The following is a 20,194-nucleotide window of genomic DNA, read 5'->3' as shown; positions in this document are numbered from 1 at the left end:
GAAATACATAAACCTACGTGAAAGGAGTGATGCAACATGAGAAAACAGTTGAATATGTGTATCGAAAAAGCAAGAAAACCATTAGGAGGAATTTTAAATGACGATTCAGGTGAGGCCTGTTACGACGGATGATTGGTTTGCGTGTACCTGGCTTGAGGTAAGTGAAGAACAGAAAAAAACGTTCCCCGCACCGGTTGTCTATTGGCTGGCGGAGTCCAGGTTTGTCACAGATTTTCAGCCCATGGCCATCTATAATGATTCAGATCTGGTTGGTTTTGCAGTGTACTCCGATCAAGTTCATGACGCGGGTGACTATTGGCTCCCTGCTCTTATGATAGATAGTAAATGTCAGGGCAGAGGATATGGAAAAGATGCACTTCTTGCCTTGGTCCAATGGATGCAAAAGGCATTAGACTGCAAACGCATCTTGATTGGGCATAGACCTGAGAATGTGGTTGCTAATGCGCTATATGAATCTCTTGGTTTTCAACGGATCAGTGAGGAACTTATCGATGGTGAGGTTGTCCGAGCTTTGGAGTGCAACTGATAGGCGATATCCGCTCGAACGGAAGACTCCGCAGGAGGATATTGGGATTATTCGAATTTCCCATCTTTCCATTTTCACAAAAAAGATTATATTGAACAGCTCAATAACATCTCTAGGCCTGATTAAACGGATCGGGTAAGTTTTTTAGAGAGGAGGTACAAACGAAGATGAACATATTCAAAAAGCTGACCTTCTGGTTTGTGCTGTTCTCATTGCTGGTATGTTTCAACAATCTGTCGGGTAATGACGATAAAAACATTTTGATCTATTTAACCAATCCTTTCAATCCACTATTAAACCGCCCGCTAACAGACATCAATATGAACCCGGAGACAACATACTTATTTAAGCCGCTTATTTATGGGTTTCATCTGCTTTTTTGGACGGGGTTAGGTCTCATCATCGATTTTTTAATAAAGAAGGATAAGGCCAGGAAACATAACAGGAGGTAACGGATATGTCTCGCATATATGGAGAACGAATCGTGCTCAGAGAGTATCAGGATGCGGATCTGCTGTATATGAAGAAGTGGGTCAACGACCCGAACATTACTGCAAATTTATCAGACAATTTCTTATACCCTCATTCGAGCTATGAAACAGAAACCTTTTTCAAAACGATGGTTGAAGGGAAGGCTTTGAGTAAAAGCTTTGTGGTGGGAGCGATAGAATCACAGGAATATATAGGTCAGATTGACCTGTATAAATTAGATTGGAAAAACCGTTTTGCTTCATTAGCTATCGTAATAGGAAGAAAAGAGTATCTAGGCCAAGGGTACGGTAGTGAAGCCATTCGTCTGATTCAGAAGTTCGCTTTCGAAGAACTCAATCTTAATCGCTTGGAACTTGAAGTATACGAGTATAATCAGGCAGCACGAAAGTGTTATCTCCAATGTGGCTTCCTAGAAGAAGGGCGATATCGTAAGAAAATATATAAGAGCGGGAAGTATTGGGACAGCATCGTTATGAGTATTCTGAAAGATGAGTATGAAAATAGGTCTTATACGAACGTCCTATCTCAATAATTCCTAGCATCATTGTTTGTCTTATCCACCGCGTTCTAGCCTAAGTGCTGGACAGCGGTTTTTTTTATTTCCAGCATTTGTCTGTTTGAAATGCTTTCTAATCATTTGCAACAATTGTGATCAACAATACAGCAATATTGTTATGATTAGGCCGAAATAACTGTGATACAATTCATTGTAAAGCGCTATCATTTTATTTTATTACACTATATTGCTTTTTGTATTCTGAGAAGGGAGATCTTTATTGATGTTAACCATACACACCCCGACGAATATGGCTTTGYAGGAAAATGAAGTTTATGTGAGATCAGAAGCAGATGATTTTCAAGATGAATGGCCCATTCATACACATAATGGCTATGAGATTCATTATTTCATCCAAGGGGATGCAACGTTTTTAATCGGTGATCGAATTTATAAGCCGAAGCCCGGGGATATGTTTATATTCAGAGGTGGAGTCCCTCATCGGATTAATCCTTCGAGAGAGATCGTATACAAGCGAAGTTTTGTTAATTTTACGGAATTATTGTTATTAGACATGCTTGAACTTAGCCAATTGGAAAATCTCATGTCCATATTCCGTCACCCCAATGGTTTGTTGGTACATTGGTCCCCAGAGGAGCGTGAATACATTACAAGTACATTTAAGGGGATTAAAGAGGAAATGTACGCCCGAAGTGCGGGATGTAAAACGATGGTTAAGTTGATGCTTACTCAGTTGTTGCTGAGGATTTATCGTAAAATGACTAGTGAGCAATCTGTCGATCCGATTCTGTTTTCTTCTCAAAAGCAGTCAAGCGTTAGCCGGGTTCTTCATTATTTGAACCAAAATTACGCGGAGAATGTTTCGCTTGATGAACTGTCCAAAACGCTACATTTGAATAAATACTATATTTGTCATTCCTTTAAAGAAACAACGGGATACACCATCAGCAATTATGTCATACGCAAAAGAATTGCAGAAGCCAAGAAGCTGTTGCTGTCTACGGATGCACCGGTTTTGTCCATATCCGAGACATTAGGCTTTAATACACCTGTGTATTTCAGCAGAGCTTTTAAACAATACGTGGGTGTTTCACCACAGTTGTTTCGAAAGAATGAAATGCTTAACGAAGCCGAAATTCATTAATTTCATCTAAGGAGATGTTTATATGACAAAGAGAACAACGTTTAGGCTGGTCACTAGTATGGTAATGGTTATGTTACTTGTTGTGCTAACTGCTTGCTCAAGTACGGGTAACAACGATGGATCAAAACAATCTACTCTTGATTTTTTATGGTTCTCTGACGGAAAAGAAGGCGAAGTGATCAAGGAAATCATCAAAGATTATGAGCAGACCAATGCCAAAGTGAAGATCAATCTCATTGAAGTTGGCTTCAAGGATCTCCCAACGAAATTGAAAACGATGTTATCTGGTGGCAAACCACCTGCTCTGAGTCGTGTAACGGATACAGGATCTTTTGCGAATCAAGCAGTTGATCTCACCCCTTATGTAGACAATGCTGCTCAATTTCAGGATCAATTTATTGATTCTTTGAAGCCTTATTATGTTATGAATGACAAAATCGTAGCAGCGCCGATGGATGTCACAGCGAATGGATTAATTTACAACAAAACCTTATTTGATAAAGCCGGTGTCAAAGTGCCGACTTCTCCTGATGACGTATGGACGTGGGATGAGTACATCGCTGCATTAAAACAGGTGATGGACAAAGGTGGGGCACGATATGGCATGGTTTGGGATGTCACTCCACATCGCTGGTCTACGCTGTTGTACCAGAATGGGGGAAGCATCTTGACGGAGGATGGCAGTGCCGCAGCAATTGATAGTGAAGCCGGAATCCGTTCCATGGAGATGTTTAAGAAGCTGCATCAAGAAGGGATTATGCCTGAATCAGTATGGCTCGGAGGGGAGAACCCAAACAATCTGTTCCGTTCTGGAACAGTTGCTGCTCACTGGGCTGGAAACTGGATGATCAGCAATTACAAGGACATTACCGATTTTGAGTGGGGCGTAACTTATATGCCAAAAGGAACACAGCGTTCTTCAGTGCCAGGCGGAAAGTTCCTGATGGCTTTCGAAGGCAGTGGACAAGAGGAGCAGGCTGCTGAATTTATCGAATATTTAACATCGAAAGAAGTGAACTCCAAATATAATCAGGAGTCGTTGTTTATGAGTCCGCGGAAGGATAGCGCCACGTTGAATTATGAATTTGGCAAGGAGATGTTTGAAATCTTCTCGGATGAACTGAAGAATAGTTCGCCGCTTGCGGCCAATGACTGGTCCAGACAAACGCTTATTTCCAAGATTTCAACCGATTTAAAAAATAATATTATGGACGTTCTGTCAGACAAGGCAACTCCGCAAGAAGCCCTGGATCGGACGGCCAAGCTGATTAATGAAGCTATTAAAAGTCAATAACGTAAAGTCATATGTACATTCACACATGGGGGCTTACTGATTCCTATTAAGCTCCCTTTCGCTTAACGCATAAGAAAGGGGCAAGCATATGAGTGAGGCACAATCATTAAAACGTAAAACGCTGGCGAAACAGAACAGGAAGCTTCTGATTGCTCCTTATCTGTTCATACTTCCCAATCTCTTAATATTTGGAACGTTCATTGTATTCCCTTCTTTACTCGGCCTCTATTACTCCTTCCATGTCTATGATGGATTGAATCCGATGAAGTTTAACGGCCTGGAAAATTATATAAAAATCATAGGAGACCAAGAGTTTTGGTCAACCATCGGAAGAACGGGAATTTATGCCGTAATCGTTGTGCCGCTAATTTATGCGGCAGCATTAGGTATTGCTCTGCTGCTTGCCCGTGAGATTCGAATGCGTGGATTCTTCAGGGCTATATTTTATTGGCCAACTATGATTTCTTACATCATCGTGGGGTTGACCTGGAAGTGGATTTTTGGAGATTCGTTTGGCATTCTGAATCATCTGTTAACTGTGGTCGGGGTGGAACCTGTAGGCTTTCTAACTTCTTCGTTCTGGGCAAATACGGCTGTAATTATTGCGACAGTATGGTCGCGTGCAGGATTTTTTATGGTCATTTTTATCGCGGGCTTGCAGGCGATACCTACAGATTACTATGAAGCTGCTCGCTTGGATGGGGCGACCGGAATGAAGGTGTTCCGATATATCACACTTCCGCTACTTAAGCCTACAAGCTTGCTCGTAGTTATGCTGGCTCTGATTGACGCGTTCAAAGCCTTTCCGCTTATGTTTGCGCTTACAGGTGGTGGCCCAGGCAAGGATACTACCTATATTGTTCAATATATTTATGAGATTGGCTTTAACAGGCAGGAGCTTGGCCTTGCCAGCGCCATGTCGGTGATGCTGTTTATCCTTATTGGCGGATTCTCGGCTCTGCAATTCCGTCTATCGAAAGGAGGAGCTACATGATGGTCATGAAGCCTAGGGTCAAAGTTATCATCTACAGTATGTTAAGTCTTGCCGCAGTGGTGTGGCTCCTGCCTGTATTGTGGGTCGTTATTTCTGCACTGAAAACAAATAGCGATCTGTACAGCTTTCCTCCCAAGTTGTGGCCGCAGCCAGTCACTTTTGAGCATTTCAAAGAGGCCTTCAGGAAAGGCGATTTTGGCCTCTATTTTATGAATAGTACGATCGTAACGCTGTCCTCGACACTGCTGCTGTTACTGATCAATTCCATGGCAGGCTTTGCACTCGCAAAGTACCGCTTCCGGGGAAGCTCGATCATCTTAATCGGTTTTATCTCAACACTTATGATTCCGATTGAAGTCATTATGATCCCTATCTTCAAGGTGCTCAGCGCACTTGGCATGTATAATACCCTGCTCGCGATTATTATCCCACCAGCTGCAACGCCGACAGGTGTGTTCCTTATGCGGCAGTATTTGCTAAGTGTACCAGACGAATTATTGGAAGCAGCACGGATGGATGGCGCGGGTGAATGGAAAATTTACTGGAGCATCATTCTTCCCATAGCGAAGCCGATTCTTGCCGTGCTAGCGATCTTCTCCTTCATGTGGAGATGGGATGATTTTGTGTGGCCGTTAATTGCCATTAGTGATCCATCGAAATATACGATCCAGTTAGCTCTCTCTAATTTTATTGGTGAATACAACGTGGATTGGGGCAGTTTGCTTGCGATGTCTGTTATAACGATGCTTCCTGTGCTGATTGTTTTTATGGTTTTCCAGCGTTATTTTGTCAGCGGTATGATTACTTCAGGTATGAAAGGATGAGTTGAATGTTAGAACCTACCTGTGACGGGATAGATACTTTGAATTACAAACCTATGATATTAGGCGGTAATCAGGTCATCAATCATTGGCTGATCAGTGGCATATATACGGAGCCGGTTGCCTTTGTTCCAACTACGATGGAGGGAGATATTAACGACTGGCTTATTGACGGTTTTGCCATTCATGAGAACCCATGTAGACAGGAGTTTGTTGAAAATAGGAGATCACAGGCTTTGGATCGTTTTTTTGATCACTGGAGTGAGTTTCCGAGCCCGGGCGATGCATTCAGTGGAGAAAAGGAAAAGARGGGGATGCCATGGGAGCTTTACTCTCCCTGGGGTAATCCCCGAGTGGAGAAATCAGGATTCTGGTTTGTACCCACACATCTTCGCAGTTATGCGGCGACACGTCTCATCTCTTCGACTAACCATAAGGCTTCTTTTCGGATAAAAACCTATGGCAGTCTGACATTGTGGATCAATGGGGAGTTGGTGACTGACTTTGCACCGCTTATTCGTAACAAAGAACAGGAAGTCATTATTGAGGCTGAACTTGTAGCTGGAATCAATGAAATCTATGCCTGCTGGGAGGATCTGGCTGAGCGAGATACCATGTATGCTTTTGCGGTTGAATACCTAGGAAGTGAGGAATTGCATATTTCATTGCCTATTGCTCCTCATCTGAAAGAGGCTGTACGATCCGCTGAGCAATCCTTGGAACAAGCTTATTTTCCTTCAGATATCTTCCGAGGTGAGCAGATCAAGCTTCGATTGCCGCTTCCCTTGCCAGACATCGTTAGAGAGGTTGATATCCAGTATGGTAACTTCTTTGATGGCACGGAAAATAAGACCATACACATAGCTGAGAAACAGAATGACCTGGTTCTTGGACATACCAATGATTTCGGCCATCATTACGTATACTTCACGCTGACGATTTCAGTATCCAACGTAGTACTGACGAAAAAGTTCGGTTGCCAATCCTACGACACCAGTTATGATGAGGCTGCTCAGCAAGCTACGGATATTAAAGCTCGTAAAGCGCTAACTCTGCAATGTATAGCCGAGAAGGGCAGTCCTAACATTCATACAGCGATTGCTATGTTAAAGACGAATGGCAATCGGCAAGAAGCAGAGAATATGTTACTTGAAGGTGTGGAAGGGATTGAGCAGCGGAAAGATTGCAGTGACTTTTATTTAGTAGGACTGTTTCGCCTTTGGAGAGATGAACGAAATAGCGGTTTGTTCAGTGAATCATTCTGGAATCGGGTAAAAGCAAGCATTCTGGACTACCGATATTGGATTGATGAACCTGGTGATGATGTAATGTGGTTCTTCAGTGAGAACCATGCCTTGTTGTTCCATACCAATGAGCTGTTAGCGGGTCAACTGTTTGGGGATGAAATGTTCAGTAACAGTGGTGAGTCCGGTGAAGTGCACCGTCAGAAGGCAGAACAGAGACTTACTTTATGGTTTGAAAGATTTATGGAAGAAGGACTGGCAGAATGGAATTCCAGTGCGTATATTCCGATTGATGCTGTTGGGCTATTGCATATCTATGAGTTTGCACAAAATGAACAGCTCAGACAGCAAGCGAAAAAGGCAATGGATCTGTTATTCTATTATATTACGGTTCAGATGCATCGAGGCGTGATGTCAGCAACGTTCGGTCGCAGCTATGAGAAAGAACTTCTAGGCAGTTATGCAGCAGGAACGACCTCTATGTGTTGGATCGGTTATGGTGTGGGTCACGTAAACAATTATTCTATCAGCAATGTAGCGCTTAGTTTGTCCGACTATATTCCTCCTGCAGCGTATCAGAAACACTTGATACTTGGGGAGAATCAGCAACTGGTGTTCGCCAATCAACAGGGCAAGGATGGCTATGCCAAGCTCTACCATTATCGAACAAATGAATATGCTTTATCCACCATTACACGCTTTCGGCCAGGCAAACAAGGATATCAGGAACATGTTAACCATCTGTCTTTATCTCCAGAGGCGCAGATTTGGGTTAATCATCCTGCAGAGATATACAAGCATGGGGACGGCCGACCTTGCTTTTGGGCAGGAAACGGGCTATTGCCTGACGTGGTTCAGCATGAAGGATTAGCACTGATGATGTTTGATATTCCTGCGGATCATACTTCCGATTGGACACATGCTTATTTTCCTGCGAGTGCCTTCACAGAGTGGGTGGAGCATGAGAACTGGCATTTTGCCCGTCTGGATCAGGGATATGCAGCGATCTATGCAGCCAACGGGACACAAATGGAGAAGAACGGAGTAACGAGAGAACGTGAACTTATTTCTTCTGGATTGCGCAATGCTTGGATTATTAGGGCAGGGAATGAGCTGCAATTCGGATCATTTAACCATTTTATAAACGAGGTTCGGTCTGCAAGTCCTCAATTTGATCGTACTGCCCTAACGCTCAGCATGGCTGACCCTGTATATGGTTCCGTTCAATGGGGAATGAACAAACCTTTTCTTATTGAAGGAGAGGAAATCGTGCATAACGGCTATGGAGTAACAGGTCAGTTGAAGGTACAGGACATGAAGCGTTGAATTTTGTGCAATAAATCTAGGGAGTGAAAGCAATGATGCCGAGTCAAGAAGTGCTTCTGAAGAACATAAGCAAGGTATCCCAGGCGATGAAATCGATGAAAAATACAAGTATCAACGAACAGTTTCCCATTGGACTTATTGACATCCATCTGTGGGAATGGCCACAAGGTGTCGGACTTTATGGTCTGCTTCAGCTTTATGAAGCAACACAGGACGCCGAGGTACTTGAATTTCTTGAATCCTGGTACAATGCAAGGCTGCTGGAAGGTTTACCCGAAAAAAATGTAAATACCTGTGCGCCGCTGCTGACGTTGATGTCCCTGTGCGAACTGACCGGAAACAAGGAGTATGAACGTGTCTGTGAAGAATGGAGCAGTTGGATCATGAAGGAGTTGCTTCGAACCGGAGATGGAGCATTCCAGCATATGATTACGGGTGATGCCAATGATGGGCAAATTCTGATCGACACCTTATTTATGACCGTACTATTTTTGGCCAAAGCAGGAGTGTACTTTAAAAATACAGGCTATGTGGAGGAAGCGAAGCGACAATTTCTTGTGCACATTAAATATCTATACAATAAACAAACCGGACTGTTTTATCATGGTTGGGATTTCAATGGAAATCATAACTATGGTGCTGTTCATTGGGGAAGAGGCAATGCATGGTATACGGCTGGAGTGATGGATTTCCTAAATATTACTCCGATCGAAGATGGGCTAAAGGCTTATCTGCTGGATACAGCGACTGCGCAAGTCAGAGCACTTAGCAAGCTGCAGCATGAGGATGGCATGTGGCATACGGTACTGGATGATTCAGACTCATATAAAGAGACCTCAGCAACGGCTGCGTTTGGCTACGGCATTCTTAAGGGAATCCGCTATGGCTACCTGGACGAGTCCTATCGGAGTACCGGTTTAAAAGCGCTTGAAGCCGTGTTGCAACATATTGATGAAATCGGAGTTGTACAGCAGGTGTCTTACGGAACGCCTGTGGGACACGATGCCCAGTTTTATAAAGATATATCGATTAGTCCTATGGGTTACGGGCAAGCACTTACATTGTTTATCCTGATCGAAGGCTTGCGGCTTCCAGTTGACGAAGAAAAATGAGGTTTGTACATGATTTAAAGATTAGGCCTAACCCTATAGAGCAGACTTTTTACGAGTCTGCTCTATAGGGTTTTTACTCCTCTGTAAGCARGGGGGTGTCTGAAAACGATGCACTTCAGTAGGTTTCAAGACAGGGCTAGTGTTATTGCTTTGTTAACGATAAAACTATTCATGAGCAACCATATCTTGGTTTATTTCAGTAATCCCCGTATCTCTAAAATCTTCAACAGGGAGCCTGTCACTTGCACGGAGCAGTGTTTCAACAATTTTCGTTCCCCACACGCGCTCATTTTGCGAAATTGCGGCGGATAGTTGACCATTCAGCAGCCCTTTTTCACTGATCGAACTGTCACCAAAAGCAATGAGGTGACGGTTCAATCCTTTTGCTTTCCAAACAAGGGCAGAGGCAGAGACAGAAACAAAATCCAGCCCAACCACCGCATTAAAATGGGGATGGGCTTTTATCATGGATTCGATATCCGATACCGCCTGATTTTCATTGCCCTGATTATAATTCACTTCCAAAATTTCGATGTCTGTGTCACTACGAATATAATCAACAAAACCGTTCAATCTTTGTTGTAAACCATGCATCTCCTCCAGACCACTTTCGACTAATATCATGCCTTCATGATGTAGCAGCTTTGCTGTGGTTATGGCAAACTGTCGGCCTGTGCGGTAATTATCCGCTCCGACATAAGCAGTTCGATCACTGGAGGGGGCATCGGATTCAAACGTAACCACGGGAATACCTGCCGCGACTGCTTTATTAATCACAGGTGTTAGTGCGGTAGAATCCACAGGAGAAATGGCAATACCGTCAACGTGCTGTTTAATCATGTTCTCCACAATGCGAATTTGCTGTTCGGTATTGGCCTCATCCGGTGCATTGACGGCCAAGGTGACATTATGTTTTCCAGCAGCCTGCGCGGCATCCGTTGTAATCATTTCATATGTCGGATAGGTCATCGGGTAGATGATTCCGAATGTTTTGTTCTTTGACTCAGACGGTTCAACAGTTGTGGCGACATATGTGCTAGCTTCCTGAAGTTCAGGCGATAGATCGCTTGAACTTGACGTTATCATTGAACCACTAGAAGTGACTGATGAACACGAAGTCACCAATAAAACGAACACCATCATAATTATGAACCAGCCAGCAGATTTCAGCTTATTCATATATTGGCTCTGCTTTCATATCTAATCGTGGTGTCTCGAATGATACAGATCCATGTGTACGATATTCTTTGGGTGTGATGCCTGTTGTTTTTTTGAAAATGTTTGAAAAATAATGCGGATCGTTATACCCAACCTTGAACGCAATCTCAAAGGTCTTGTTGTTCGTTGTTTTCAGCAGCTCCTTGGCTTTGCCAATTCTGACCTGGGTTAAGTACTCCGTTATTGTCTGACCGGTTTCCTGGCTGAAAATTTTGCTGAGATGACTAGGGCTGATGCGCACATGGGCAGAGATCGTCTTCAATGAAACTTGCTCGTTATTATAATGTTGTGACACATACGCTTTAACCTGATCAATGACATCACTGTATTTGCCAGAAGATGCTGCTCTTCGCTGCCATAATTGATTCAACAGAGTACACAGATATTGAATACAGCCTTCCCAGCTTGTTATTTCCTGGATCATCTGCTGCAGGCTTGGAATATCCTCATCCGGGTCGGCCCCCATGCGGAAGAGTTGATTGGCCAGTCGAAAAGATTCAAGCGTAAGGTCGTTTAACAAATACAAGCCATATGATGATGAATTCCAATCAACCGACTGTAAAGGAGCAGCGAATTCCTGTACAAAGCTGTCACGTAGATGCGGCCCGCCAATCTTGAGAAATTCAAGAAAGCGGCTACGATCCAGCAAAATATTCATTTTATCATTCAGAGGAGTATCACGAAGCGAAGCTTTGTTTTGTTGGGTCAAACGAGTAATATATTTGTCCTCATCTGCCTCCAGATAGGAAACATGAATACCTTGAAGGCGTGTCTGATTGCTACCAATGCCAAGAATGACACAGCAGTTGAACTGTTGCTCCAGTTCAAGGCGTATCGATCCTCGAAGTTGTTCAAGATACGATGTGATCCTGTCTTCGGAACCGGATTTCAGCAACAGCACCAGCTCGGTTCGGCTTCGAACGTAGGGGAGAAGTTCAACTTGCCCGCCACAGGCTTTCTCCAGAAAACCAAACATTTTATGGAATAACTCTTCCGAGTGTTGAGTGTCATCTGGCGACCGGATATCAATAATGGCGATAGTGTAAAATTTGGCTGAAAGAGGCAGCGAAAGCTTTTTGGCTGAATCGATCGCATCGGTTGTGCCAATGAGACCTCCGCATAGATCGGCAAGCAGTTTTTCTTTGGTCATTGCACGGCTGGTCACTCGCTGTTCTTCTTCATCGATTTTCTGACTGACCTGATGCAAAGTCTGAAGAAGTTCGGTCGCGCTGACGGGTTTAAGGCAGTACTCGGTAACGCCAAGTCGTATTGCCTCCTGAGCATAACTGAACTCATCATGACCGCTCATGATAATGATCTTGATCTCTGGCTTTTGTGTACGAACGATGGAGGCCAGCTCTAACCCGTTCATAAACGGCATTTTAATGTCAGTAATGAGAATATCAGGCGCCCATTCTTCAATTAAAGGTAACGCCAGCTCTCCATCTGGTGCATCTCCGCAGTAGTGGAAACCTTCCTTTTCCCAATCTACGCTACTCCGTATATTTTCACGAATAGCGATCTCGTCATCAACAATCATCACTTTTTTCACTGCTGAACCTCCTTGCTTTTTGGAATGCGAATCTTAAATGTACTGCCTTCCATATAGGTGCTTTCCATCTCAACTCCATAGGAAGGACCAAAGTAGAGCCGTATTCGATCATGCACATTCAGCAGGCCAAACCCGCCATCTTGTTCATCTTCTTGAAGGGAACGTGAGCCTGCCGGTTGTTCCAGTTCTTCTCTCAACTGTGTCAATCGTTCAGGTGTCATGCCAATGCCATTGTCTTGCACGGTAAGCACGATGCTTGTATCTTCCGCGTAACCTTGAATCGAGACGAGCCCCTGACCACGTTTGTTTTTAATGCCATGGTAGATGGCGTTTTCAATCAGGGGCTGCAGCGTCATTTTCAGAATTGGATATTGTTGCAACTCGTGATCTACTTTGATTTCATATGTCAAAATATCGTGATATCTCATCTGCTGAATCACCAGATAATTGCGGGCATGGTCAAGCTCCGTTTGGATCGTGACCCAGTCAAATCCTTTATTCAGACTCAAACGAAAGAACTTGGAAAGGGCTTGAACCAGCTTAATCACACTTTCTTTTTTTTCGGCTTCGGCCATCCAGATGATGGATTCCAGCGTGTTGTATAGGAAATGCGGATTAATCTGCGCTTGCAACGTTCGCAATTCGGCTATTTTGACTTGTTCATTTTCTTTGATGCTTTGGTCAATCAGCGTTTTAATTTGCTCCAGCATGATGTTGAAGCTTTGCCCTAAATCCGCGATTTCGTCCGAACCGGTAGGGGTGACTTTGACCTCCAGATATCCGCTGGCCGCTTTACGCATCTTGTTCATGAGAATTTGTATGGGATGAATGAGTCTGTTATTCAGGAAAAAATATAAAGAAATCGCAAAGAATGCGCTTAACGAAACGCTGATAATGATTAACTGGCGAATGCTGTTGGCCTCAGCAATAATTTCTTGAAAAGGCGCTGCTCCGATGATTTTCCACCCGGTTTGCTTGGACGTGCTATACACAACAAACTGTGGTTTGGAGCCTGCGGATAGGTTAAAGCTATCTTGCTGTGCATGGAGAGGAACCGAGTTAATCTGGTTGATGATGGAGAGAGATGCCTCGCCCGCAGGCGGTTTGAAAAGTGTTTTCCCATATTGATCATTAATATAAAAGAAGCCGGAATCTTTAATTTTTGTTGTTGTCAAAAAATCATCAATGAACGAATCATTCATATCAATCACAATAAAGCCGATAACTTCATGTGTAATCCGTTCTTTGACGGTTGTCATAATTGAAAGCGCATTCTGTTTTGGATATGCGAATCCATCCAAACGGTTATATTCAGCATAAGGTGCGGCATGAGGAATTCGTAGAATAGCGTTAGGGTACTGAACAAGATACTGAAAATAGGGATTGCGGAGCGGGTTACGATCCAGCTTGAATACCCCTTTACGTTCACTTATGCCTTTGCCATAGAAGTTAACAAACGAGATATTGAGCACCTTATCGTATTTGTAGGTTTCCCGGTAGAGATTGTACGTCTGCAAAATGGCTTTGGCTTCAGCATATGACTCGGATTGAGCATACAAATACTGTAGAACTTGCGGGTTTTTGCCCAGTTCCAGCAGTTGTTCTGTATCTTCAAACATGATGTCGATGTTTCTGGCAAGCTGGTCTGCAGCCAGTTGTGTGGAGGCTTTATTATGATTTGATACAACCGTGTATGACTTGTGGTAAGAAATCAATCCAACGATGATCAGTGGTACAGAACTGAGGATGATGAACATGCTGAGTAATTTAAGCCTGAGGCTCGAAGTTATCCACCTAACAAGTTTCAACGTATTTCACTCCATCTGAAGGGATCAGGATCAAAAGTTAGCATTATTATATCATGAATTTAGACAATGAAAGCGTATCGCAAAATAGTACACCATTCACTAAAAAAATTACACGTTTTCATCACATGTCTCTACAATTACTAAATTATTACATAAAATTCGTATCACATTCCATGTCAGTTAGTGTTGTAAGCGTTTTATAATGTGATCACACCACACAAGGTGAACTGAAAAAGGGAGGATCACATGATGCGAAGCAAAAAAAAGTGGGGACTCGCCATCACACTCGCGATGGTTATGCTTGTCAGCACAGCTTGTAACAGCGGTAATGGGGCATCCGGTACAAATCAAGCGAGTTCTGGAGGGGATAGCGGCAGTACACCTGCCACTTCCAAGACGATAACACTTGGTTTCTCCCAAGTGGGTGCGGAGAGCGGCTGGCGCTCAGCGAACACCAAATCGATTCAGGATTCAGCGAAAGAAGCAGGGTATGATCTGAAATTCTCCGATGCACAGCAGAAACAGGAGAATCAGATTAAAGCGTTACGCTCCTTTATTCAACAGAAGGTAACGGTAATTGCCTTTTCCCCAGTGGTAGAGTCCGGTTGGGATACGGTTTTGAAAGAAGCGAAAGATGCGGGCATCCCTGTCATTCTGACTGACCGCGCCGTAGATTCAGCGGATAAATCCTTGTATAAGACGTTTATCGGCTCTGACTTTGTAGAAGAAGGACGCAAAGCAGGTCAATGGCTGAACGATAAATACAAAGATACCCAAGAAGAGATCAATATCGTTGAATTGCAGGGAACAACGGGGTCTGCACCAGCGAATGATCGCAAAGCAGGTTTTATGGAAGTCATTGGATCCAACGCTAAACTGAAAGTCATTGCATCACAAACCGGCGACTTTACTCGTGCCAAAGGGAAAGAGGTTATGCAGGCTTTCCTCAAAGCTCACAAAAAGATCGATGTTCTCTATGCGCATAATGACGATATGGCACTTGGCGCAATTCAAGCCATTGAAGCTGCGGGTTTGAAACCAGGCGTAGACATCACCATTATCTCGGTTGATGCCGTGAAAGATGGTATGCAGGCAGCTGCCGATGGAAAAATCAATTTTATCGTGGAATGTAACCCGTTGCTCGGACCTCAGTTGATGGAGGCAGTTCAGGCTGTGGTAGATGGCAAAGAGATTGAAGCCCGTATTGTTACGGATGAAACAACCTTTACATCGGAGCAAGCCAAAGAAGCACTGCCTACACGCGAATACTAAAAACAGATGCGGTTAACACCGAAAAGTCATTTTCGACCTGGTTGTCGCTAAATGACTTTTTTCTATCTGCGATTGTGGGTAACGGCTTCTACAATATAAGGGGCTTTTATTAATTTATAGTGGGAGAGATTTGATATGGATGATAATCACGTACCCATCCTGCAAATGACGGGCATCACCAAGCGTTTTCCGGGCGTTAAAGCACTCTCTAACGTCAGCTTTCGTCTGTTTCCGGGCGAAATTCATGCATTGATGGGTGAAAATGGGGCAGGAAAGTCCACGTTAATTAAAGTCTTGACGGGTGTTTACTCGATTGACGAAGGCACCGTGACGATGGACAATCGGACGCTTGCTATATCTGGACCACTTGAAGCACAAAGAGCGGGGATAAGCACGGTATACCAGGAAGTGAATCTTTGCCCAAATCTAACTGTGGCAGAGAACATTTATATCGGTCGCGAGCCGATGAAGTTTGGACGTATTCACTGGAAACAAATGAATCGGGATGCGGAGAAGCTTTTGCGTGAACGATTGAATCTGGTAATTGACGTGAAAGCACCTTTGCAGTCGTATTCAGTAGCGGTACAGCAGCTCATCGCGATTGCCAGAGCACTTAGTATTTCCGCCAAAGTACTTATTCTCGATGAACCAACATCCAGCCTGGATAAAAATGAAGTGCAGCAGCTATTTCAGATTATGCGCAAGCTGAAGAGTGAAGGGCTGGCGATTCTGTTCGTGACGCATTTTCTCGACCAAGTGTATGAAATGTCAGATCGTCTGACCGTACTCCGGAATGGTGAACTGGAAGGGGAGTACATTGCAGCAACACTTCCCCGTATGGAACTCGTACTTAAGATGATTGGTAAAGAGCTTGAAATGCTGGAAGAACTTCCGAAGCAAACGGGCGAAGGAATGGCAGAGACGGAAGTAGGCCCAGATGCAGGGGAGGTCATGATTACAGCGACTGGGCTGGGACGAAAAGGAGCCATTGATCCTTTTGACTTGACCATTCGTAAGGGAGAGGTCGTTGGTCTTGCTGGCTTGCTCGGATCGGGCCGTACCGAGATCGCTCGTCTGATTTTTGGCGCAGATCGTGCGGACGAAGGCAAGCTGACGGTTACAGATACAGGAAACTCGGTAAAGTCACCGCGGCATGCGATTGACCAACATATTGCCTTTTGCTCAGAGAATCGCAAAACCGAAGGGATCATCGATGATCTGACGATCAGAGAGAACATTATTCTTGCCTATCAGGCGACACGGGGATGGTCTAAACCGATTTCTCGTAAAAAGCAGGATGAGCTCGCTGAAAAATATATTAATTTACTGCAGATTCATCCTAAAAATCCGGAGCAGCTGATCAAAAACCTGAGTGGTGGCAACCAGCAAAAGGTATTGCTTGCTCGCTGGTTATTAATGAATCCGGATCTGCTGATTCTTGATGAGCCTACACGCGGCATTGATATTGGGGCAAAGGCGGAAATACAGAAACTCGTGCTATCGCTGTCGAAGCAAGGTATGGGTGTTCTGTTCATTTCCTCAGAGCTGGAAGAAGTGATTCGGGTCAGCGATCGAGTGGCTGTGCTGCGTGACCGGAAGAAAGTCAAAGAACTTACTGGGGATCAGATCAATCAGCAGCAAATCATGAAAGCCATGGCAGGAGGTTGACGTAATGATTAGCAGGATGCGAAAACATCATTTGTTTTGGCCGCTATGTATGCTCGGTTTACTTTTGTTATTTAACTTGCTCTATTCGCCTGATTTTTTCTCGCTTGTGATGCGTGAAGGCAATCTATATGGAAGTTTAATCGATATTCTGAATTTTGGAGCACCGTTGATCCTGGTATCCATCGGTATGACCCTGGTGATTGCTACCGGCGGCATTGATCTGTCGGTAGGTTCCATTGTTGCGATATCGGGAGCGATGGCATGTATGACGATCAGCAAAGGGACAGATCAAAGCTCGTTCTGGCTTGTTCTGAGTGCACTTGCATTATCCATCGGTCTTGCTCTGGTCTTGGGCGTGTGGAACGGAGCACTGGTATCGGTTGCGCGGATTCAGCCTATTATCGCAACGTTGATTCTGATGGTCGCTGGACGTGGTATTGCACAGTTGATTACCGATGGACAGATTATTACGGTGTCCAACGCGCAGTATCAGTATATTGGTGCAGGTTCACTTGCGGCTTTACCGTTTTCGATTTTTATCGTACTGACCGTGCTGCTTATTGCTGTTCTGCTCACCAGAAAAACAGCCCTTGGGCTGTTCATTGAATCGGTTGGGAATAATGCTCGTGCCAGCCAGCTGGCGGGGATTCGCTCCAAAACCGTCATTCTCGCCGTGTATGTGTTCTGCGGTCTCTGTGCTGGGATTGCAGGACTGATTCTTAGTTCCAATGTGTCCAGTGCGGACGGGAATAATGCAGGGCTCTGGTATGAATTGGACGCCATTCTGGCTGTCGTGATCGGCGGGACCTCACTCAATGGCGGCAGGTTCTATTTGATGGGTACGGTGATTGGAGCACTGATCATTCAAACCTTAACAACAACGATCTATATGATCGGTGTGCCTCCAGAGGTTACGCTGGTTGTCAAAGCATTTGTAGTGCTCGCTGTATGTTTAATCCAATCCGAATCCTTCCGCAAGTCCATGGCAGTCCGTCTGAAAAAGCGGAAGTTTCCAGCTGAACAAGGGGTGAATCGCCATGTATCTTAATCGAAAGCTGCTCCCGGTCCTGGTCACCTTTGGCTTGCTTGCCGTAATGATTGCCATTGGCTCGTTCCGTTATACAGGTTTCTTTTCTACCCAAGTCCTGTTTAATCTGCTGATTGATAATGCCTTTCTGATTATTACGGCAATTGGCATGACCTTTGTCATTGTGTCCGGGGGGATCGATCTTTCTGTAGGTTCAGTCATCGCTCTGACAACAATTATTAGTGCGAGCTTGGTTGAAAAACAAGGCTGGCCGCCTACCGTCGTTATTCCCATGGTGCTGGTTATGGGCGCGGTGTTTGGCACTGTGATGGGAGCCATTATTTATTATTTTAAAATCCAGCCTTTTATCGTCACATTAGCAGGTATGTTTCTGGCAAGAGGGCTGTGTTATGTCATCAGTACAGACACCATTACGATTACGAACTCGTTTTATACCGATGTAGCACAAGCCAAAATTCCGCTTCCGGGTGGCAGCTTCGTTTCCATCAATGTAATCATTGCCCTGGTCGTTTTGCYACTTGCTATCTTTCTTGCGCATTACACTCGTTTCGGGCGCAATGTGTATGCGATTGGTGGAAGTGAGCAATCTGCCATGCTGATGGGACTACCTGTTGCGCGTACGAAAATTTTGGTCTATACCTTAAGTGGGTTTTGTTCGGCACTGGCGGGTGTTGTTTTTACCTTCTACATGTTATCCGGTTACGGATTACACGCAATGGGGCTAGAGCTGGATACGATTGCGGCGGTTGTCATTGGCGGAACGTTGCTGACCGGCGGTGTGGGTTACGTGGCAGGCACGTTCCTTGGTGTATTGATCCAGGGAATTATCCAAACTATAATTAGTTTCGAAGGCACACTCAGCTCATGGTGGACGAAGATTGTTATCGGTTTGATGCTGTTTGTCTTTATTTTGTTCCAGCGTCTTCTGAGCGAACGACGAGTATCTGCCAAAACTTTGCAGTAGCCTGCTTCAACATGAACCGTTTGAATCTCTTGGCATCAATGATGTGTGATAAGGACGTAAAGTCAGGTTGTATAGAGAAGTTGGCTACGCTAAATGATGTTAAGGGAGGGGGAAAGATCTGATGAAAAAAGTTCTGAGCTGGTTGGGTATGCTGCTTCTGTTGTGCCTTGCTGGCTGCACCACGGCTGAGTCCGAGTCTAAGCCCCCTCCTGTTCCATCGAATATCGAATCCCTGCCCTCATTAGAGGAATGGATGCAATCACCGGAATATAACACTCCTTCGAGAGAACCCATTATATTGGGTTTCTCCCAATTGGGCACCGAGAGTGCCTGGCGGATCGCTAATTCAACTTCTATACAGGATGCGGCCAAGGAATCGGGAATTACACTTATTCTGAAAAATGCAGAGCAGTCTCAGGCGAAACAATTTGAGGCTGTTCGTTCGTTTATCAGACAAAAGGTAGATGTAATCGCTATTGCGCCCGTCGTGGAATCCGGCTGGGATGACATTCTTCAAGAGGTGAAACAAGCAGGGATTCCCGTGATTATCGTTGACCGTTCTGTAGACGCACAGGATACCTCTCTATTTGTAACAACGATTGGCTCGGACTTCTATGAAGAGGGTGTGAAAGCGGGAAAATACATTCAGGATCGGCTGCGGAATGTGCCAGGAACGATTCGAATTGCGGAACTGCAAGGCACGAGTGGATCAACGCCTTCGATCCAGCGGGGTGAAGGGTTTAGAAGTATCTTGGGTGATCAGGACCATATTATGTTCTCCCAAAGTGCTCCTGCTGATTTTACAGAGGACAAAGGCAGGCAGGTCATGAGCCGTTTTCTTCAGGTTCCGAAAGCGGAGCAGCCACAGGTTCTTTTCGCTCATAATGATGAAATGGCTTTTGGTGCCATTCAGGCGATTCAGGAAGCCGGGTTGAAACCTGGAGAGGACATTATCATTGTGTCCGTAGACGGCTCACGGAAGGCCCTGAAAATTTTGGCGGACGGGCAGATTAACGCAGTGGTGGAATGTAACCCGTTACTCGGTCCTCAGCTCATGCAGGCGACCAAAGAGATTATGGCAGGACGCACTCTGCCCAAACGTATGGTGCCCCGAGAGGATATTTTTACACAAGAAAGTGCAAAGCGTGAGATGGTTAATCGAAAGTTCTAGCA

At 44.6% G+C, this 20,194-nt stretch carries 17 protein-coding genes; 14 read left to right on the top strand and 3 right to left on the bottom strand.

Annotated elements, in window-relative coordinates; translation table 11 throughout:
• The first annotated feature begins 97 nt into the window (after positions 1 to 97).
• The 9 genes from AB4Z30_RS05395 (at position 98) to bglB (ending at position 9,491) form a co-directional block, all read left to right on the top strand.
• A complete protein-coding gene (locus tag AB4Z30_RS05395; RefSeq protein ID WP_441923997.1) occupies positions 98 to 547 on the top strand; it encodes a GNAT family N-acetyltransferase in 450 nt (149 codons plus the stop codon).
• A 167-nt stretch (positions 548 to 714) separates the two neighbouring features.
• Positions 715 to 999 carry a hypothetical protein gene (locus AB4Z30_RS05390; protein WP_441923995.1) on the top strand — a complete coding sequence of 95 codons (285 nt, stop codon included), beginning with the start codon at positions 715 to 717 and terminating at the stop codon, positions 997 to 999.
• Between the two features lie 5 nt (positions 1,000 to 1,004).
• Positions 1,005 to 1,571, top strand: coding sequence for a GNAT family N-acetyltransferase (locus AB4Z30_RS05385; protein WP_441923993.1), 567 nt, complete (start codon positions 1,005 to 1,007; stop codon positions 1,569 to 1,571).
• Between the two features lie 247 nt (positions 1,572 to 1,818).
• On the top strand, positions 1,819 to 2,700 hold the full coding sequence (locus AB4Z30_RS05380) for a helix-turn-helix domain-containing protein (protein ID WP_441923991.1): 882 nt from the start codon (positions 1,819 to 1,821) through the stop codon (positions 2,698 to 2,700).
• Between the two features lie 22 nt (positions 2,701 to 2,722).
• On the top strand, positions 2,723 to 3,994 hold the full coding sequence (locus AB4Z30_RS05375) for an ABC transporter substrate-binding protein (RefSeq protein WP_441923989.1): 1,272 nt from the start codon (positions 2,723 to 2,725) through the stop codon (positions 3,992 to 3,994).
• An 88-nt stretch (positions 3,995 to 4,082) separates the two neighbouring features.
• Positions 4,083 to 4,988 (top strand): carbohydrate ABC transporter permease, encoded by a 906-nt coding sequence (locus tag AB4Z30_RS05370; RefSeq protein ID WP_441923987.1) that lies wholly within the window; start codon positions 4,083 to 4,085, stop codon positions 4,986 to 4,988.
• A gap of 5 nt (positions 4,989 to 4,993) precedes the next feature.
• Positions 4,994 to 5,812, top strand: a complete 819-nt coding sequence (locus AB4Z30_RS05365) for a carbohydrate ABC transporter permease (RefSeq protein ID WP_441924233.1) — start codon at positions 4,994 to 4,996, stop codon at positions 5,810 to 5,812.
• A gap of 5 nt (positions 5,813 to 5,817) precedes the next feature.
• Positions 5,818 to 8,379, top strand: a complete 2,562-nt coding sequence (locus AB4Z30_RS05360; RefSeq protein ID WP_441923985.1) for a hypothetical protein — start codon at positions 5,818 to 5,820, stop codon at positions 8,377 to 8,379.
• A 32-nt stretch (positions 8,380 to 8,411) separates the two neighbouring features.
• Positions 8,412 to 9,491 carry a beta-galactosidase BglB gene (gene bglB / locus AB4Z30_RS05355; protein WP_441923983.1) on the top strand — a complete coding sequence of 360 codons (1,080 nt, stop codon included), beginning with the start codon at positions 8,412 to 8,414 and terminating at the stop codon, positions 9,489 to 9,491.
• A 165-nt stretch (positions 9,492 to 9,656) separates the two neighbouring features.
• Here the strand turns inward: bglB and AB4Z30_RS05350 are convergent, their stop codons facing one another.
• The 3 genes from AB4Z30_RS05350 to AB4Z30_RS05340 are packed head-to-tail and all read right to left on the bottom strand — an operon-like array spanning position 9,657 to position 14,069.
• Positions 9,657 to 10,670 (bottom strand): sugar ABC transporter substrate-binding protein, encoded by a 1,014-nt coding sequence (locus AB4Z30_RS05350; protein WP_441923981.1) that lies wholly within the window; start codon positions 10,668 to 10,670, stop codon positions 9,657 to 9,659.
• Positions 10,663 to 12,261: a response regulator gene (locus tag AB4Z30_RS05345; RefSeq protein WP_441923979.1), complete on the bottom strand. Its 1,599-nt coding sequence runs from the start codon at positions 12,259 to 12,261 to the stop codon at positions 10,663 to 10,665. The genes AB4Z30_RS05350 and AB4Z30_RS05345 overlap by 8 nt, the downstream gene beginning before the upstream one ends.
• A complete protein-coding gene (locus AB4Z30_RS05340; protein ID WP_441923977.1) occupies positions 12,258 to 14,069 on the bottom strand; it encodes a cache domain-containing sensor histidine kinase in 1,812 nt (603 codons plus the stop codon). Before AB4Z30_RS05340 ends, AB4Z30_RS05345 begins: the two co-directional genes overlap by 4 nt.
• Before the next feature lie 249 nt (positions 14,070 to 14,318).
• Here AB4Z30_RS05340 and AB4Z30_RS05335 point away from each other — a divergent pair, with 249 nt between their 5' ends.
• From AB4Z30_RS05335 to AB4Z30_RS05315, 5 genes are all read left to right on the top strand, one after another.
• Positions 14,319 to 15,341 carry a substrate-binding domain-containing protein gene (locus AB4Z30_RS05335; RefSeq protein WP_441924231.1) on the top strand — a complete coding sequence of 341 codons (1,023 nt, stop codon included), beginning with the start codon at positions 14,319 to 14,321 and terminating at the stop codon, positions 15,339 to 15,341.
• 135 nt (positions 15,342 to 15,476) lie between these two features.
• Positions 15,477 to 17,009, top strand: a complete 1,533-nt coding sequence (locus AB4Z30_RS05330; protein ID WP_441923975.1) for a sugar ABC transporter ATP-binding protein — start codon at positions 15,477 to 15,479, stop codon at positions 17,007 to 17,009.
• Between the two features lie 4 nt (positions 17,010 to 17,013).
• Positions 17,014 to 18,057, top strand: a complete 1,044-nt coding sequence (locus AB4Z30_RS05325; RefSeq protein ID WP_441923973.1) for an ABC transporter permease — start codon at positions 17,014 to 17,016, stop codon at positions 18,055 to 18,057.
• Positions 18,047 to 19,021, top strand: a complete 975-nt coding sequence (yjfF, locus tag AB4Z30_RS05320) for a galactofuranose ABC transporter, permease protein YjfF (RefSeq protein ID WP_441923971.1) — start codon at positions 18,047 to 18,049, stop codon at positions 19,019 to 19,021. The genes AB4Z30_RS05325 and yjfF overlap by 11 nt, the downstream gene beginning before the upstream one ends.
• A gap of 121 nt (positions 19,022 to 19,142) precedes the next feature.
• Positions 19,143 to 20,192 carry an ABC transporter substrate-binding protein gene (locus AB4Z30_RS05315; protein ID WP_441923969.1) on the top strand — a complete coding sequence of 350 codons (1,050 nt, stop codon included), beginning with the start codon at positions 19,143 to 19,145 and terminating at the stop codon, positions 20,190 to 20,192.
• Positions 20,193 to 20,194: the final 2 nt, after the last annotated feature.

It is taken from the genome of Paenibacillus sp. 2TAF8 (genome assembly GCF_052114825.1).
Classification (GTDB): Bacteria; Bacillota; Bacilli; order Paenibacillales; family Paenibacillaceae; genus Paenibacillus.
The sequence above is the reverse complement of the archived record's forward strand: the minus strand, read 5'-3'. Positions and strand labels throughout refer to the sequence as shown.

Bases quoted from the DNA above. Each gene is read 5' to 3' on its own strand.
- AB4Z30_RS05395 (WP_441923997.1), top strand. From the start codon at position 98: ATGACGATTCAGGTGAGGCCTGTTACGACGGATGATTGGTTTGCGTGT.
- AB4Z30_RS05390 (WP_441923995.1), top strand. From the start codon at position 715: ATGAACATATTCAAAAAGCTGACCTTCTGGTTTGTGCTGTTCTCATTG.
- AB4Z30_RS05385 (WP_441923993.1), top strand. From the start codon at position 1,005: ATGTCTCGCATATATGGAGAACGAATCGTGCTCAGAGAGTATCAGGAT.
- AB4Z30_RS05375 (WP_441923989.1), top strand. From the start codon at position 2,723: ATGACAAAGAGAACAACGTTTAGGCTGGTCACTAGTATGGTAATGGTT.
- AB4Z30_RS05370 (WP_441923987.1), top strand. From the start codon at position 4,083: ATGAGTGAGGCACAATCATTAAAACGTAAAACGCTGGCGAAACAGAAC.
- AB4Z30_RS05365 (WP_441924233.1), top strand. From the start codon at position 4,994: ATGAAGCCTAGGGTCAAAGTTATCATCTACAGTATGTTAAGTCTTGCC.
- bglB (WP_441923983.1), top strand. From the start codon at position 8,412: ATGATGCCGAGTCAAGAAGTGCTTCTGAAGAACATAAGCAAGGTATCC.
- AB4Z30_RS05350 (WP_441923981.1), bottom strand. From the start codon at position 10,670: ATGAATAAGCTGAAATCTGCTGGCTGGTTCATAATTATGATGGTGTTC.
- AB4Z30_RS05335 (WP_441924231.1), top strand. From the start codon at position 14,319: ATGCGAAGCAAAAAAAAGTGGGGACTCGCCATCACACTCGCGATGGTT.
- AB4Z30_RS05330 (WP_441923975.1), top strand. From the start codon at position 15,477: ATGGATGATAATCACGTACCCATCCTGCAAATGACGGGCATCACCAAG.
- AB4Z30_RS05325 (WP_441923973.1), top strand. From the start codon at position 17,014: ATGATTAGCAGGATGCGAAAACATCATTTGTTTTGGCCGCTATGTATG.
- AB4Z30_RS05315 (WP_441923969.1), top strand. From the start codon at position 19,143: ATGAAAAAAGTTCTGAGCTGGTTGGGTATGCTGCTTCTGTTGTGCCTT.